This window comes from Mycobacterium asiaticum (assembly GCF_001673365.1).
GTDB classification, from domain to species: Bacteria; Actinomycetota; Actinomycetes; order Mycobacteriales; family Mycobacteriaceae; genus Mycobacterium; species Mycobacterium asiaticum_A.
Genome location: NZ_LZLS01000204.1, coordinates 35,071 through 49,858, shown reverse-complemented (window position 1 = coordinate 49,858; position 14,788 = coordinate 35,071). Strand labels below are relative to the sequence as shown.

16 protein-coding genes are annotated in these 14,788 nt (G+C 64.4%); 8 read left to right on the top strand and 8 right to left on the bottom strand.

Translation table 11 applies throughout. From position 1 onward, the window contains the following. The first annotated feature begins 66 nt into the window (after positions 1 to 66). Positions 67 to 1,230, top strand: coding sequence for an LLM class flavin-dependent oxidoreductase (locus A5634_RS23930; RefSeq protein WP_065146516.1), 1,164 nt, complete (start codon positions 67 to 69; stop codon positions 1,228 to 1,230). Positions 1,231 to 1,256: 26 nt separating this feature from the next. Here the strand turns inward: A5634_RS23930 and A5634_RS23925 are convergent, their stop codons facing one another. Then, complete coding sequence (locus A5634_RS23925) at positions 1,257 to 1,721, bottom strand: SRPBCC family protein (RefSeq protein WP_065146515.1); 465 nt, start codon at positions 1,719 to 1,721, stop codon at positions 1,257 to 1,259. A gap of 156 nt (positions 1,722 to 1,877) precedes the next feature. Between A5634_RS23925 and A5634_RS23920 the strand changes: the two genes are divergently transcribed. The 5 genes from A5634_RS23920 to A5634_RS23900 all read left to right on the top strand — a co-directional run bounded on the left by A5634_RS23920 (position 1,878) and on the right by A5634_RS23900 (position 8,019). Further along, complete coding sequence (locus tag A5634_RS23920; protein WP_253861866.1) at positions 1,878 to 2,678, top strand: lysophospholipid acyltransferase family protein; 801 nt, start codon at positions 1,878 to 1,880, stop codon at positions 2,676 to 2,678. Between the two features lie 140 nt (positions 2,679 to 2,818). Then, positions 2,819 to 3,916 carry a serine hydrolase domain-containing protein gene (locus tag A5634_RS23915; RefSeq protein WP_065146513.1) on the top strand — a complete coding sequence of 366 codons (1,098 nt, stop codon included), beginning with the start codon at positions 2,819 to 2,821 and terminating at the stop codon, positions 3,914 to 3,916. Positions 3,917 to 3,988: 72 nt separating this feature from the next. Then, the gene (locus A5634_RS23910; RefSeq protein ID WP_065146512.1) at positions 3,989 to 5,266 is read left to right on the top strand and encodes a serine hydrolase domain-containing protein; all 1,278 of its coding nucleotides are present in this window, start codon (positions 3,989 to 3,991) and stop codon (positions 5,264 to 5,266) included. Positions 5,267 to 5,384: 118 nt separating this feature from the next. Beyond that, the gene (locus tag A5634_RS23905; protein WP_065146511.1) at positions 5,385 to 7,223 is read left to right on the top strand and encodes a fatty acyl-AMP ligase; all 1,839 of its coding nucleotides are present in this window, start codon (positions 5,385 to 5,387) and stop codon (positions 7,221 to 7,223) included. 28 nt (positions 7,224 to 7,251) lie between these two features. Then, a complete protein-coding gene (locus tag A5634_RS23900; protein WP_065146510.1) occupies positions 7,252 to 8,019 on the top strand; it encodes a YqjF family protein in 768 nt (255 codons plus the stop codon). Here A5634_RS23900 and A5634_RS23895 read toward each other — a convergent pair. Next, the gene (locus tag A5634_RS23895; RefSeq protein ID WP_155769693.1) at positions 8,013 to 8,366 is read right to left on the bottom strand and encodes a hypothetical protein; all 354 of its coding nucleotides are present in this window, start codon (positions 8,364 to 8,366) and stop codon (positions 8,013 to 8,015) included. The two genes, A5634_RS23900 and A5634_RS23895, sit on opposite strands and share 7 nt — an antisense overlap. A gap of 46 nt (positions 8,367 to 8,412) precedes the next feature. Next, complete coding sequence (locus A5634_RS23890) at positions 8,413 to 9,180, bottom strand: SDR family oxidoreductase (protein WP_065146508.1); 768 nt, start codon at positions 9,178 to 9,180, stop codon at positions 8,413 to 8,415. Positions 9,181 to 9,236: 56 nt separating this feature from the next. Here A5634_RS23890 and A5634_RS23885 point away from each other — a divergent pair, with 56 nt between their 5' ends. Continuing rightward, entirely contained in the window at positions 9,237 to 9,719 is a 483-nt protein-coding gene (locus A5634_RS23885) for a nuclear transport factor 2 family protein (protein ID WP_065146507.1), read from the top strand. Here A5634_RS23885 and A5634_RS23880 read toward each other — a convergent pair. Both A5634_RS23880 and A5634_RS23875 read right to left on the bottom strand, forming a co-directional pair. Continuing rightward, entirely contained in the window at positions 9,703 to 10,446 is a 744-nt protein-coding gene (locus tag A5634_RS23880; protein WP_065146506.1) for a DJ-1/PfpI family protein, read from the bottom strand. The two genes, A5634_RS23885 and A5634_RS23880, sit on opposite strands and share 17 nt — an antisense overlap. Positions 10,447 to 10,470: 24 nt before the next feature. After that, the gene (locus A5634_RS23875) at positions 10,471 to 11,433 is read right to left on the bottom strand and encodes a GlxA family transcriptional regulator (protein WP_065146505.1); all 963 of its coding nucleotides are present in this window, start codon (positions 11,431 to 11,433) and stop codon (positions 10,471 to 10,473) included. A gap of 125 nt (positions 11,434 to 11,558) precedes the next feature. Between A5634_RS23875 and tpx the strand changes: the two genes are divergently transcribed. Further along, entirely contained in the window at positions 11,559 to 12,056 is a 498-nt protein-coding gene (tpx, locus tag A5634_RS23870; protein ID WP_065146504.1) for a thiol peroxidase, read from the top strand. On the opposite strand, the gene A5634_RS28415 is transcribed toward tpx, so the two are convergent. From A5634_RS28415 to A5634_RS23860, 3 genes are all read right to left on the bottom strand, one after another. Further along, complete coding sequence (locus tag A5634_RS28415; protein ID WP_155769692.1) at positions 12,053 to 12,202, bottom strand: hypothetical protein; 150 nt, start codon at positions 12,200 to 12,202, stop codon at positions 12,053 to 12,055. The two genes, tpx and A5634_RS28415, sit on opposite strands and share 4 nt — an antisense overlap. Positions 12,203 to 12,542: 340 nt before the next feature. After that, complete coding sequence (locus A5634_RS23865) at positions 12,543 to 13,577, bottom strand: acyl-CoA dehydrogenase family protein (protein WP_065146503.1); 1,035 nt, start codon at positions 13,575 to 13,577, stop codon at positions 12,543 to 12,545. Between the two features lies 1 nt (position 13,578). Then, complete coding sequence (locus A5634_RS23860) at positions 13,579 to 14,784, bottom strand: acyl-CoA dehydrogenase (protein WP_065146502.1); 1,206 nt, start codon at positions 14,782 to 14,784, stop codon at positions 13,579 to 13,581. Positions 14,785 to 14,788 lie beyond the last annotated feature (4 nt).

Below are 14,788 nucleotides of genomic sequence, written 5' to 3'. Positions count from 1 at the left end.
GCCCGGTCCTCGTTTGTTGTTGGTCGGGGTTATGGTTCGCCTAGCACCGATCGCGAGGGAGCACCAATGGCGAAGCTCAGGTTCGGATACTTCATTGCGCCGTTTCACCGTGCCGGTACCAATCCCACGCTCGCTTTGCAGCGCGACCTGGAATTCGTCGAGCACCTCGATGCACTCGGTTTCGACGAGGCATGGATAGGCGAGCATCACTCCGCGGGCAGCGAAATCATCAGCTCGCCCGAAGTCTTCATCGCGGCCGCGGCGGAGCGCGCGAAGCGAATCCATTTCGGCACCGGCGTAATTTCGTTGTCCTATCACAATCCGCTGTGGGTGGCGGACCGGTTGATGCTGCTCGACCATTTGACGCACGGTCGCATCATCGGCGGGGTAGGACCGGGCTCGCTGCCCACCGATTCGTCAATGATCGGCTTGACCCCGACCGACACGCGCGAGCTGCTCGAGACCAACCTTGACATCGTCGTTCGGCTGCTGGCGGGGGAGACCGTGTCAGCCAAGACCGCCACTCACCAACTTTTCGACGCGAAGTTGCAACTCGCACCGTATTCCGAGGGCGGGATACCGCTATCGGTTGCTGCAGTCGCTTCGCCGACGGGCGCGCGATTGGCGGGCAAGCACGGCATCGGGCTGCTCTCCATCGGCGCAACGCTGGTAATCGAGGGCTTTGATGCGCTCGCCTATCACTGGGGCATCGTCGAAGAGCGGGCCGCCGCGTTCGGCACCCGGGTCGACCGCAGCAACTGGAGCTTGGTCGGTCCGATGCACATCGCCGAGACCGACGCACAAGCCCGAGCCGACGTGAAGTTCGGCATCGAGCCGTGGTTCCGCTACTTCCAAAAGGTCGCAGCCTTCCCGCAGATGACGATGCCGGGGGATCGGCTCGACGAAATGATCGACATGATCAACGAGAACGGGGCCGGGGTGATCGGCACGCCCGAGCGAGCCCGTGAGCAGGTACAGCGGCTGTGGGACCAGTCCGGCGGGTTCGGCTGCATGCTGCAAATGGGTCACGAGTGGGCCAACCCCGCAGCCACCAGACGATCCGCCGAGTTGTTCGCCGCCGAAGTGATTCCGCATTTCCAGGGCCAAGCTCAACCGACCCTGGATGCCGCCGCGCGCGCCGGCCAGCAGCGCGACGACCTCGCTGCGACCCAACTTCAGGCCATCGAGCACATGACCAAGAAGTACCAGGACGAAGTCAGTTCGAAGTAACGCGAAAGGCGTTACACCGCAGAGAGTTAAGCGGTGCCGGCCTCGCGTTCGGCCGCCTTGACCAGCTGGCCGGCGAAAAACTTGACCGCCCCGCCCATTGCGGCACGCGCCGCAGGGCCGGTGCCACGAGCCTTTTCGCTGAACGATCCGCTCCAACGAATGTCGGTGCCGCCCGACGCGTTTGGGGTGAGCACCACCTCGGCCACGTAGTCGTTCACGGGCTGTCGAGGACCGACCAGCTTGTACGCATGCCGGCGGTCCTGCTCGTATTCGGTGGTCTCCTCCTGCACGAATACCGGCCACATGCCCAGCTTTCGCACAGCACCGACGCCGCCGGGGGCGGGGTCGCCTTGCCGGACCCAACTCGAGGAGACGACGATCGGCTTCGCCCAAGCCGACCAGTTGCCACCGTCGGCCATCAGTCGGAACACCGTGGCTGGCGGAGCGCTGGTGGTCTTGTTGACTTCGAAGCTGAACTTTCGACCCGACATCCCTGACTCCCCAATGCGCGATTCCCAATGTGCTGCCGGGTACCCTACCGCGCACCCAGTTGTCATCCGGTCGGGGTACCTGACCGGCAGAAACGGCTCCCGCGCGACGGCCGACAGGCGCATACTCACGAGGTGCCAAACGCCGACACCGTCTCGATACCATCCACCCCCACCAAGGCCGATATCAGTGCGGCGCTGAACCTGATGAAGCCGCTGCGCAAGCTGATCAAACCCAAGGTTTTTGGCATCGACAACGTGCCGACCGAACGGGCATTGCTGGTGGGCAATCACAACACGCTGGGCGTGGTCGACTCCCCGTTGCTGGCCGCCGAACTCTGGGAGCGCGGCAGGATGGTCCGATCGTTGGGTGATCACGCGCATTTCAAGGTGCCCGGTTGGCGCGACGCGCTTACGCGCATGGGTGTCGTCGAGGGCACCCGTGAAATCACGTCGGCATTGATGGAGCGCGGTGAACTCATCATGGTGTTCCCCGGCGGTGGGCGGGAAGTGAACAAGCGCAAGAACGAGCAGTACAAATTGGTGTGGAAGAACCGACTCGGCTTCGCGCGCTTGGCAATTCAACACGGCTACCCGATCGTGCCGTTCGCGTCGGTGGGGGCCGAACACGGCATCGACATCATTTTGGACAACGAATCACCATTGCTGGCGCCGATGCAATTTCTCACCGAGAAGTTGCTGGGTTCGCCTGACGGGCCACCGCTGGTGCGCGGGGTGGGCCTGACCCCGGTGCCCAGACCCGAGCGGCAGTACTACTGGTTCGGTGAGCCGATCGAGACCACCGAGTTCAGCGGGCAACAAGCCGACGACAACGCCGCACGCAAGGTGCGCGAGCGCACCGCCGCGGCGGTCGAGCAGGGCATCGAGTTGATGCTTGCCGAACGCGAAGCGGATCCGAACCGGTCAGTCGTCGGCAGGCTGCTGCGCTCCGACAAATAGCCGTCCTTCGGACAGGTGCAGCCACCTGTCGACGTCGAGCAGCGTAGTCTTGCCCGCACTATGGCTGCTTTCGTACCAGCGCGGACCAATAACCGAAGGCTCACCGGGCAAAACTCTCTGCGGGACAAGCTAATTCACGCATGACGTCGAAATACTCGATTCCCGCGGCGCTTCTCGCGTTGCTGGTGCTTGGGGCGTGCGCCGACCCCCACGCCAGCCATAGCTCGGGTACCAATAGCGGCGCAACGACCGAAACCACTGCGGCCAAGGCCAGCAGCAGTCAAGGCGTGCTGGACTCCGCCGTCAGGGCCGACGGGCCGGGCTGCTCGGCGGCGGTGGGCATCGAGGGCAAGGTCGCCTGGACCGGGGTTGCCGGTTTGTCCAACATCAGCAACGGAGCCAAAATCACCGCCGACACCGTCTTCGACATTGCCTCGGTGTCCAAGCAATTCACCGCAACCGCGATCCTGTTGCTGTTCGCCGCCGGCAAACTGGCGCTAGACGATCCGCTGTCTCAATACATGTCCGAAATGCCCCCGTGGGCCTCCAAAGTCACTGTGGCGCAGATGATGCACCACACCAGTGGCATTCCCGACTATGTCGGACTTCTGCAGGAGCAGGGCTACAGCTACGCCGACCGCACAAGCCAGGCCCAGGCGTTGCAGGCGCTGGCTGCCGCTCCGGAATTGGTGTTCACGCCCGGCTCCCGGTATCAGTACTCGAATTCGAACTATCTGTTGCTCGGCGAGATCGTGCAACGGGTGTCCGGAGAGCCGCTCGCCGACTACCTGAATGCGGAGATCTTTCAGCCACTGAACCTGACCATGGTGATGGATCCGACTGCGAGCATCCCGAATAAAGCCGTGTCCTATACCGGGTCCGACTACCGGGTCGCGGATTCGAAGTGGGAACAGGTGGGCGACGGCGGTATCCAGACCACGCCCACCCAGTTGGTGCGCTGGGCCGACAACTACCGCACCGGCAAGGTCGGCGGGCCGAAACTGCTGGATGCGCAACTGGCCGGCGCCGTCGAGACCGAGCCCGGCGGCGGCGACCGCTACGGTGCGGGGATCTTTTCCCTGGCCAACGGCATGCTCGATCACGACGGCGGGTGGGCTGGCTTCGTCACGGCTTTTCACGTCAGCAGCGACCGGCGCACGTCGGTGGCGATCAGTTGCAATGTCGACAAGCAGGATCCGGAGGCTCTGGCCGACGCCCTGGGCCGCATTTGGATGTGACACGCTCGCGCTGAACAGAAAATATGCCATTCCCATACACCGGGTGGCGGTGAGGCTGCAATCATTCACGGTATGGCGCAACCGTCTGTCCTCACCGCTGACAATGGCCTTCCCTCCGGCGTGCAAGGTGCGTGCGATTCACGCTTCCTGAATGTCATTCGCGCATTCGCCGGGCTCTACCCCGGCAAGATGTTCGGCGGCGGTGGATTATCGGTCTTCATCGACGGTCGCCCGGTGGTTGACGTCTGGACGGGCTATTCAGACCGCAAGGGCCGTGTGCCGTGGACCGAAGACACCGGCGCCATGGTGTTCTCGGCTACAAAAGGGTTGGCCGCCACCATAATTCACTTGCTGGTTGACCGCGGTCTGCTGGCTTACGACGCTCCGGTCGCCGAATTCTGGCCAGAGTTCGGGGCAAACGGCAAGGCCGAGATCACCGTCAGCGACGTATTACGGCACCGCGCCGGCCTGTCGCACCTCAAGGGGGTGGACAAGAAAACGATCATGGATCATCTGCTGATGGAGGAGCGGCTTGCCGCGGCCCCGGTGGACCATGCGCACGGCAAGATGGCGTACCACGCGATCACTTACGGATGGCTGCTTTCCGGTCTGGCCCGCGCCGTGACCGGGAAAGGAATGCGCGAACTGTTCCGCGAAGAACTCGCGCGACCGCTGGGTATGGACGGCTTGCACCTGGGTCGGCCACCGGCCGATTCGCCCACGACGGCAGCGCAGACACTGCTTCCGCAGGCGAAGATTCCGACACCGCTGCTCGACTTCATCGCGCCCAAGGTGGCCGGGTTGTCGTTCTCCGGGTTGCTCGGTTCGATCTACTTTCCGGGCATCATGTCGATGCTGCAGGGCGACATGCCATTTCTGGACGGTGAACTGCCCGCGGTCAACGGTGTGGTGACCGCACGCGCGCTGGCCAAGACTTACGCGGTAATGGCCAACAACGGCAGCATCGGGGACACCCGGTTGCTGTCGCCGGACGCGGTCAGCAGCATGAAGGGTAAGGCCGAGTTGTGGCCGGACCTGAACCTCGGGCTTCCTTTCACCTATCACCAGGGGTACCAATCATCGCCCGTCCCAGGGTTTTTGGAGGGCTACGGCCATATCGGTCTGGGCGGAACCGTCGGGTGGGCCGATCCGGCGTCGGGCAGTTCGTTCGGCTACGTGCACAACCGCCTGCTCACCCTGCTGCTCTTTGACGTCGGGTCGTTTGCGGGTCTGGCCCCGCTCCTGACCAACGCCGTAAACACGGCGCGCAAAGAGGGGCCACTCGAGGTGCCACATTTCGGGGCGGCCTATCACGACCCCGGCGATTACGAGCCCGCCGCCGGGCAGTAGCTGCCTCGTCTCGAACGTGCGCAGATGCACAGCGACAGCCGCTCGGCTTGGCATCGTGCGCACGGTCTGCGCGACGGCGTCACCAAAGGTGGCACGCGCCGGTTTATAGACTGCGGCTATGAATGGGGGTGCCGGGTCGAAACCCGCGGTGCGGGACGGGCTGCTGCAAATCGAGGATTGCCTGGACGCCGACGGCAACATCGTGCTGCCGCCGGACACCACGCTGATCTCGCTGATCGACCGCAACATCCGGCATCTTGGTGACACTGTCGCCTACCGCTACCTCGACCACAGCGGCGCGGGTGAGGCGCAGGTCGACGAAGTGACGTGGGCCCAGTTCGGGGTCCGCTTGCGCGCGGTCGCTGCCCGCGTGCAGCAGCTGGCAGGCTCTGGTGACCGGGTCGCGATCCTCGCCCCGCAAAGCATCGACTGGGTCGTCGGTTACTACGCCGCGATCAAGGCGGGCGCCATTGCGGTGCCATTGTTCGCCCCCGAGCTGCCGGGCCACGCCGAACGGCTGGAAACGGCGCTGCGCGATTCCGAGCCGTGCGTTGTGCTGACCACGACAGCAGGCAAAGCAGCCGTGGAGAACTTTCTGGCCACCCTCACCGACTTGCGCATTCCGCAGATGCTGGTCATCGACCAGATACCGGACGAGGCCGCGCAGCAGTTCGTTCCCGTGACGCTGGACATGGACGCCGTTTCGTATCTGCAGTACACCTCCGGCGCGACCCGCCCCCCGGTCGGGGTGGAGATCACGCACCGCGCCGTCGCCACCAACCTGACCCAGATGATCCTGTCCATCGACCTGCTCAATCGGAACACCCACGGGGTCAGCTGGCTGCCGCTGTATCACGACATGGGCCTGTCGATGATCGGCTTTCCGACGGTCTACGGCGGCCACACCACGCTGATGTCGCCGACGGCGTTCGTGCGCCGGCCACAGCGATGGATCCAGGCGCTTTCGGAGAGTTCGAGGATCGGCCAGGTGGTCACCGCGGCGCCGAACTTCGCTTACGAGTGGGCCGCTCAACGTGGGCAGCCGGCAGCCGGTGAGGATATCGACCTCAGCAACGTCATCCTGATCATCGGTTCCGAGCCGGTCAGCATCGACGCGGTGACGTCGTTCAATAAGGCGTTCGCGCCCTACGCATTGCCCCGCACGGCATTCAAGCCGTCGTACGGGATTGCGGAGGCGACGTTGATGATCGCCACCATCGACCACGCCGCCGAAACCTCGGTCATCCATCTCGACCGAGAACAACTCGGCGCGGGTCGAGCGGTCCGGGTCGCGGCCGAGGACCCAAATGCCGTGGTTCAGGTTTCGTGCGGCCAGGTGGCGCGCAGTCTGTGGCTTGTGATCGTGGACCCCGAATCCGGTACCGAACTGCCCGACGGTCAGGTCGGCGAAGTGTGGTTGCAAGGTGACAACGTGGGGCGCGGTTATTGGGGACGGCCCGAGGACACACGGCTGACGTTTGGCGCCAAACTGGCGGGAACTCTCGCAGAAGGCAGCCATGCCAGTGGCTCGAAGATCGACGGCGACTGGCTGCGCACCGGCGACCTGGCCGTCTACTTGGACGGCGAGCTCTACGTCACCGGCCGGATCGCGGACCTGGTGACCGTCAACGGTCGAAACCATTACCCGCAGGACATCGAGGCGACCGTCGCACAGGCATCACCCATGGTGCGACGGGGATATGTGACGGCATTCGCCGTGCCGCGGAATGACGGCCAAGTTTTGGTGATCATCGCCGAGCGCGCCACCGGCACTAGCCGCGCCGACCCCGCGCCGGCTGTCGATGCGATTCGCACTGCGGTGCAGAGCAGACACGGTCTGACGGTCGCCGACGTGCATTTCCTGCCCGCCGGCGCGATTCCGCGCACCACCAGCGGCAAGCTGGCTCGGGTGGCCTGCCGCGCCGAATACCTCGACGGGACCTTGGGCGTGCATTAAGCGCCGCATGACGTGCCACCATGGTCCGATGACCGCGACGCCATCTGCTGCCGAGCCCGAGCGCATCCCAGAGTTGGCGGGCTACCCGGTCGCAGCACCACCGCTACCGCGCCCGGTCAGCTTCGATCAGCACTGGCGTGACCTGACTTTCGTGCACTGGCCGGTGGCCCCGGAAAGCGTCGCGCACCTCTACCCGCCGGGCACCCGTCCTGATGTATTCGCCGATGGCGCGACTTATGTAGGGCTGGTTCCGTTCGCCATGACCTACACCAAACTCGGTACCGCACTTCCACTTCCGTATTTCGGTCGCTTCCTGGAGACGAACGTGCGGTTGTATTCGGTCGATGACGCCGGACGTCACGGCGTGTTGTTCCGCTCGCTTGAGACCGCCCGACTGGCGGTCGTTCCGGTCACCCGAATCGGGCTCGGCGTGCCCTATACCTGGGCGAAAATGCGAATGAGCCGCTGCGACAACCAGATCACCTATCACAGTGTGCGGCGCTGGCCGCGGCGCGGACTGCGCAGCCTGATGACGGTCACCGTCGGAGGCGTGATCGAGCCGACTCCGCTGGAGGTGTGGCTGACCGCCCGCTGGGGCGCGCACACCCGCAAAGCCGGCCGAACGTGGTGGCTTCCAAATGAACACACACAGTGGCCGTTACAGTCGGCCGAAATCATCGAGCTGCATGACGAGTTGGTGAGCGCAGCGGGAGTGCAACCCATCGGCGACCGGCTTCGCGCGATGTACTCCGCCGGGGTACAAACCTATTTCGGACGTCCCTGCCGCGTTCAGTAGGACAAAATGTGAAAGTGCCCGTGTGGGCAGTCGCCTTCGATACCGCTAAAAGGATCGTCGTCGAATTCGCGCCAATTCCATTGTGCGCCACAGTAAGAAGCCGCACACTCCGGACAGAAGAATGGCGCGTAGCTGTAGGTCATGGCGTGTAGGGCCGCCGCGTCGGTGTCGGCAAGCGCCTGGCTTACCCACTGCAGGCGCTCGGGTGGGACGGAGTGGCTGCTGACGCCGAAGAAGGTCTGTACCAGCAACGCGGCCTGGTCATCTGGGCGGTGCAAGACATCCAACTCGACCACCGCCTGTGCGGCTGGGCCGTGAGTGTCGTCAACCGCGTTGGCAGGAGTCACCAACTGGACGCGACCGGCCGGCTCGCCACAGATCGCGCAACGAAACTCAGGGGAGACAGTAGCCACCGTCGATCACCAGGTCGGAGCCGGTCATATAGCTAGAGGCCGCACCGGCCAGATAGAGGTAGAGGCCCGTGAGCTCTTCGGGGCGGCCGATGCGCCCCATCGGAATCTTCGGCTCCCACACTCGGTGGTAGTCGGCGAGCGGCTCGACCAGTTCGGTGAGGATGTAGCCCGGGCTGATGCTGTTAACGCGGATATTGTGCGGTGCGAACTCCACGGCCATCGCCTTGGTCAAGTGGATGACCGCCGCCTTGGATGTGCAGTAGTGGCCCACCTGTTGCGGAATGTTGATGATATGACCCGACATCGACGCGGTGGTGATGATGGACCCGCCGCGGCCCTGCGTGACCATCGCTTTGCCCGCCGCCTGCGCCGTGAGGAAGACGCCGGTGACGTTGGTGCGCTGGATGCGCTCAAATTCTTCCAGCGACATCTGCAGCATGGGAGTGACCGAAACGATGCCGGCATTGCAGACCGCGATGTCAATCCCACCCAGTTCGGCGGTCACCCGATCGACCATTGCGGTCACCTGATCTTGCTGCGTGACGTCGCAGGCAATGGGCACCGCTTTGCCGCCGCCGGCGCCGATCTCATCGGCGAGTGCCGTCAATGTGTCCAAACTCCTTGCCGCAATGGCAACTTCGGCGCCCGCTTCCACGTAGGCCAGGGCCACCTTTTTGCCGATGCCGCTCGACGCACCGGTCACCAGCGCCTTCTTGCCATGCAAGTCGAACAGGTCCAACACGCTCATTTCGCAACCCCTCAGACGGTGACCGCGGACGCCGAACACGTTCTAGTGTGTCCGGTATGGGCAAGTTCGCCAAAGCAGAGATCGAAGATGCAGTCCGGCACTACACCGCCGTGGCGGCGGGTTGTTCGGAGTCGGGGGACTGGCGTCCGTTCGCCGACCTGTTCACCGAGGATGTCGTGTACATCGAGCACCACTACGGGGTTTTCCACGGCCGCGAGGCGGTGCGGGAGTGGATCGTCGACGTCATGGCGCCGTTCCCGCACATGCGCTTTCCCTCGGAGTGGATCGCCTACGACGAGGACAACGACGCTGTGGTCATCATGATCAAGAATCTGCTCGACCATCCGACCGATCCGAACGGCGAACCGTTCTGGTTTCCCAACTGGACCCGGCTGGTCTACGCCGGCGACGGACTGTTCTCCAGCGAGGAGGACATCTACAACCCGAAGCGCGACGCGCCCCGCGTGGTAGGCGAGTGGATGCGCGCCGGCGGCAAACTCGCGACCGACGCGATCCCCGGCCCTAAACCGACGAGCTGACCGGCTGCCGCTTGCGCCGGCGTGCGCGGGCCGCCGAAATTGCGCGTTCCCAGGCCAGCAGCGTCGCCGCCTTCAGGTTGGCCGGCTTCGCACTGTCTTTGGACAGCAGTGCGGTAGCGGCGGCTTTCGTGGTGGCCGATGCCTTGGACATGTGCCCGGAGTCGAACGGCGGCTGCGGGTCGTACTCGATGGCCAGTTGAATCGCCTTGGCTCGACCTTCGCCGCACATCCGGCCAGCCAGCCATAGCGCAAGGTCCAGTCCCGCCGATACGCCGGCGCTGGTAATCACGTTGTCCTGGTGCACAATCCGCTCATCACCCACCGCAATGGCGCCGAACATCTTCAGGGCCGGGAGTGCAACCCAGTGCGATGTGGCCCGCTTGTCCTGCAGCAGCCCGGCGGCGGCCAGGATCACCGAACCGGAACACACCGAGGTGGTCCAAGCGGCGGTGCGACTGGCCTGACGCAGCCACTCGAGCAGCTTCTCGTCCCGTGCGTGCACCGGGGTTGTCGGTCCGCCGGGCACCAAAATCACGTCGGGCGAAGGGGTTTCGGCCAGTGAGTGGGTCGCGCCCACCACCAGCACCCCCGAGTCGGCGGTGATCGGCCCGGCATCGTGCCAGACAAACCGTACGTCGGCGTCCGGCATTTGGCGCAGCACCTCGTAGGGGCCGATCATGTCCAGGGCGGTGAAGCCGGGGTAGGCCACGAAGGCGATCTGGGTCATCGGTGCGCTCCTTACTGGTCGGATTCAGACGAAAGCTTTGCGGTACTGGTCGGGCGGGATGCCGACGCGGCGAATGAAGTTGCGCCGCATGGTTTCTGCGGTACCGAAACCACACCGTGACGCGATTGCCACGACGGTGTCGTCGGTCTCCTCAAGTTGACGGCGCGCGGCTTCGGTGCGAATGCGCTCCACGTACTGGCCGGGCGCCTCGCCGACCTCTTCGGTGAACACCCGGGTGAAGTGCCGTGGGCTCATCGCTGCGCGGCGGGCCAGGTCGTCGATGCTGTGGGCGCCGCCAGGTTGTGCTTCGATGGCTTCCTGCACATCGCGGATCGACGGCCGCTTGGCTCGGGGCATCCACACCGGAGCGGCGAACTGCGTCTGTCCGCCGGGGCGACGCAGGTAGAGCACCAGCCAGCGGGCGACCGTCTGAGCGACGTCGGTGCCGTGATCGTCCTCGACGAGCGAGAGCGCGAGATCGATTCCGGACGCGACGCCGGCGGCGGTCCATATCTTCTTCCCACTGCGGATGAAGATTGGGTCGGGATCGACCTCGATGTTGGGAAACTCTTCGGCCAGCCGGTCGGCGAAGGCCCAGTGGGTGGTGGCGCGATGACCGTCCAGCAACCCCGCCTCGGCGGCCAGGAACGCGCCGGTGCAGACGGTGACCACGCGGCGGGCCGATCGGGCAATGTCTTTGATCCACGCCATCAGTTGCCGGTCGGACCGCGCCGCGTCGACGCCATACCCACCGGGTAGTACGACGGTGTCGACCGGCTCGCTGGGATCGGGCAGTGGAACGGCGGCGAAGCCCAGGCCGTTCGACCCGCCAACACCGGTGGTGATGGGTTGCCCGCCGAGGGAAGCCACGACGACCTCGTAACCACCCCCGGTCAGCATGGATGCACCGGTGAAGACTTCGTACGGCCCGACCAGGTCGAGCGCTTGCACTCCCGGAAACCCGGCGATCAACACTTTGCGCGCCATGAGGACAAGTGTCGGCCAACCGCGGCGATGTCGTCTATGTCGTGTACCCCACACATTAGGACATCGGGTGTGGACCCTGTGGACCCCGCTTATGACCGCGCAACCGTCCTTGGCAGACTGTGAGCATGGCACAGATAACCTTGCGCGGAAATGCGGTCAACACAGTCGGCGACCTTCCTTCGGTCGGATCGCCAGCCCCGTCCTTCGCCTTGACTGGGGGCGATCTGTCCCCGGTCAGCAGTGACAAATTCGGCGGGAAGGCTGTGCTGCTCAACATCTTTCCGTCGGTGGACACCCCGGTGTGCGCGTCCAGCGTGCGGACTTTCAACGAGCGCGTCGCCGGAACCGGTGCGGCTGTGTTGTGCGTGTCCAAGGATCTGCCATTCGCGCAACAGCGTTTCTGTGGCGCCGAAGGCATCGAGAACGTCACCGTCGCGTCGGCGTTCCGGGACAGCTTCGGTGAGGATTACGGCGTGACTATTTCCGACGGGCCGATGGCCGGCCTGCTGGCGCGCGCCATCGTGGTGGTTGGCGCCGACGGCAAGGTGGTGCACACCGAATTGGTGCCCGAGATCGCCCAAGAGCCCGACTACGACGCGGCGATCAACGCACTGAGCGCCTAGTCAATAACGCTGACGCTCGCAGCGCGGGGGGTGAGCGGCGGCGGTTGCGTATTCGCCGGGCAGCCCGCGAGGGTGGACGCACCGGCGACTGCCATCAACACACCCAGCACCACTCGAACCAGTCGCACTCGGTTTTTGTCTGTCATTGCACGCTCCTGGGATCGGGTTTTGTTGGCGAGTTTTGTTGGCGAGATGTTATCGTCACCAAAAGCTATTTGGGAATAGCCGCGCAAGATTATTTTGAGATTTTGTGTGACGGTGCCGCTATGCGAATATCACTCGGCGTCTGCTACATCGAAATCCCTTGCTAATAACCAAGATTCGACTGGTACAGACAAATTGTCAAACAATTGGACACGCGTGTTCACCAACTGGATTTAGCATCTAGAAAGCCAACAAAACGACATTTTCGGCACCCTTGTCGACTTTGCGAACTTTCCCGCCGCGGTCATCGAGATTTGTCAACGATGTGGACGTAACGCGTGCTCATAAACCGGCACGGTCGGCGAGCAAGGCGCGGTGCTGCGCGCTGCTGCCGAATAGCGCTGCGGTGGTTTTGGCTCGCCGGTAGTACAGGTGCAGGCTGTGCTCCCAAGTGAACGCGATACCACCGTGGATCTGGATAGCAGCTTCCGCGCACTGCACGAAGGTGTCGGCGGCCTGTGCTTTCGCCAGCGGAGCGGCGATGTGCAACTCGTCCCCGCTAACCGCGGTCATCACCGCGAACATCACCGCAGCGCGGGTGGCGTCGATTTCGATCATCATGTCAGCACACGCGTGTTTGATCGCCTGGAAGGAACCGATCGGCCGGTCGAATTGTTTTCGATTGCAGGCGTATTCGACCGCCATGTCCAGACAGGCTTCGGCACCGCCGAGCATCTCGGCCGCCACTAGGACCCTGGCCACGTCGAACACCCGCTCCAGGTCCGCAGCGGTGCCCCCGGTCAGTGCCTCGGCCGGGGCGTCGGTCAGGCGCAGCTTGGCGACGGGGCGAGTGGGGTCGAACGACGGCAGCTGCCCCACCGCGACACCCGGCGTATCGGCCCGCACGACATACCCGGCCGTTTCACCGCCCAGCACCGCCGGCACCACGAAAAGGTCGGCAATGTGGCCGTGCAGGACTGGGCTGCATTCGCCGGTCAGCACACTGCTCCCGTGCCTTAGGTCAGCCGCCACCCCCGGTTCGGAACCGGCGAAAGCCGCGACCCGCGCACCGGACAGCAGGCCGGGAAGCAGCGACTTGCATTGCCCAGAGTCGCCCATTCGCAGAATCGTCTCGATGGCAAATGCGTTGCCGAGGAACGGCACCGGGCATAACGCTCGTCCGAGTTCGGTGCAGGCGATCGCGGCCTCGAGGAGCGTGGCACCCGCGCCACCGTATTCGGCCGGGACGGATAGTCCGGGGAGTTCCAGGTCGACGCAAAGCTTTTCCCAAAGCCCGGGTGTTGCGGCGTGCTGGCACAGGAAACCGCGCAGCGACGCGCGGAAGTCGTCTTGTTCGGTGCTGTATCGGAAGTCCATGTCAGCGCGGCAGTCCGAGTAGTTTCTCACCGATCACGTTGCGCTGAATCTGCGAGCTGCCGGCGTAAATCGTTGCGGCGCGGGAGTACAACAGCTCGTCCATCCAGCATGAAGCGGTATTGGGTGTGCCCGCTTCCGGCACCACCCGAGCTCCGCCGTTGCCCGTGCCGACCGGGCTGATCGCCTCGGGTCCGAGGATCTCGACGGCAAGATCGGCGTAGCTGCGAAAGTATTCGCTCCAGATGATCTTGCTGATCGCAGCCTCGGCAACGGGCAGGCGGCCGTTGAGCGACATGGTGAGGGCGCGATAACCGCGGTAGCGCATGATCTGCACACGAGAAAAGCACCGTGCCAACCCATCTCGGATGCGTGGTTCGGTGTTCATGCCGCGGGCCCGGGCGAGTTCGCACAGCCGTTGTAGGTCACGGTCGAATTCGATGGCGACCGTGCTGGCCGCGGATCCGCGTTCGAAACCCAGTAGGGTCATCGCGGTGGGCCATCCGTTGCCCACCCCGCCCACCACGTTGTCGGACGCCGTGCGGGCATCGGAGAAGAACACCTCGCTGAATGACGAGTGACCGGCGGCGTTGACGATCGGCCGGACCGTAACCCCCGGTTGAGTCATAGGAACCAGCAGCAACGACAGGCCGCGGTGTTTGGGCGCGCTGGGGTCCGAACGCACCAGCACGAAGATCCAGTTCGCGGTCGTGCCGGCAGAAGTCCAGATCTTCTGGCCGTTGATCACCCACCCGTCGCCGTCAAGAACCGCACGGGTACGCACGGCCGCCAGGTCCGAGCCGGCCTCGGGTTCGGAGAATCCCTGGCACCATCGATCCGCGCCGGACAGGATGCGCGGTAGGAACCGGCTCTTCTGTTCCACAGAACCCAAGGCGATCAACGTGTTACCCAAGAGGTCGATCCCGAGCAGATCGTTTTCGGCCCGCTCCGGCGCGCCGGCACGGATGAACTCCTCGGCCACGACAACCTGCTCGAGCGGGGACAGCCCGCCGCCGCCGTATTCCGTGGGCCAGGAGACGGCGACCAGCCGGTGGGCTACCAACAATTGGCGCCACTGCCGGGCAAAGGCGTCGCGATCCGGTGGCGCCAACGCGCCTGGCCCGCACCAGCCCGCGGGCAAATGCTCGGCCAGAAAATCGCGGATCCGATCCCGAAATGCTTCCACCTCGGGTGGGTAGGTGACATCCACGTCG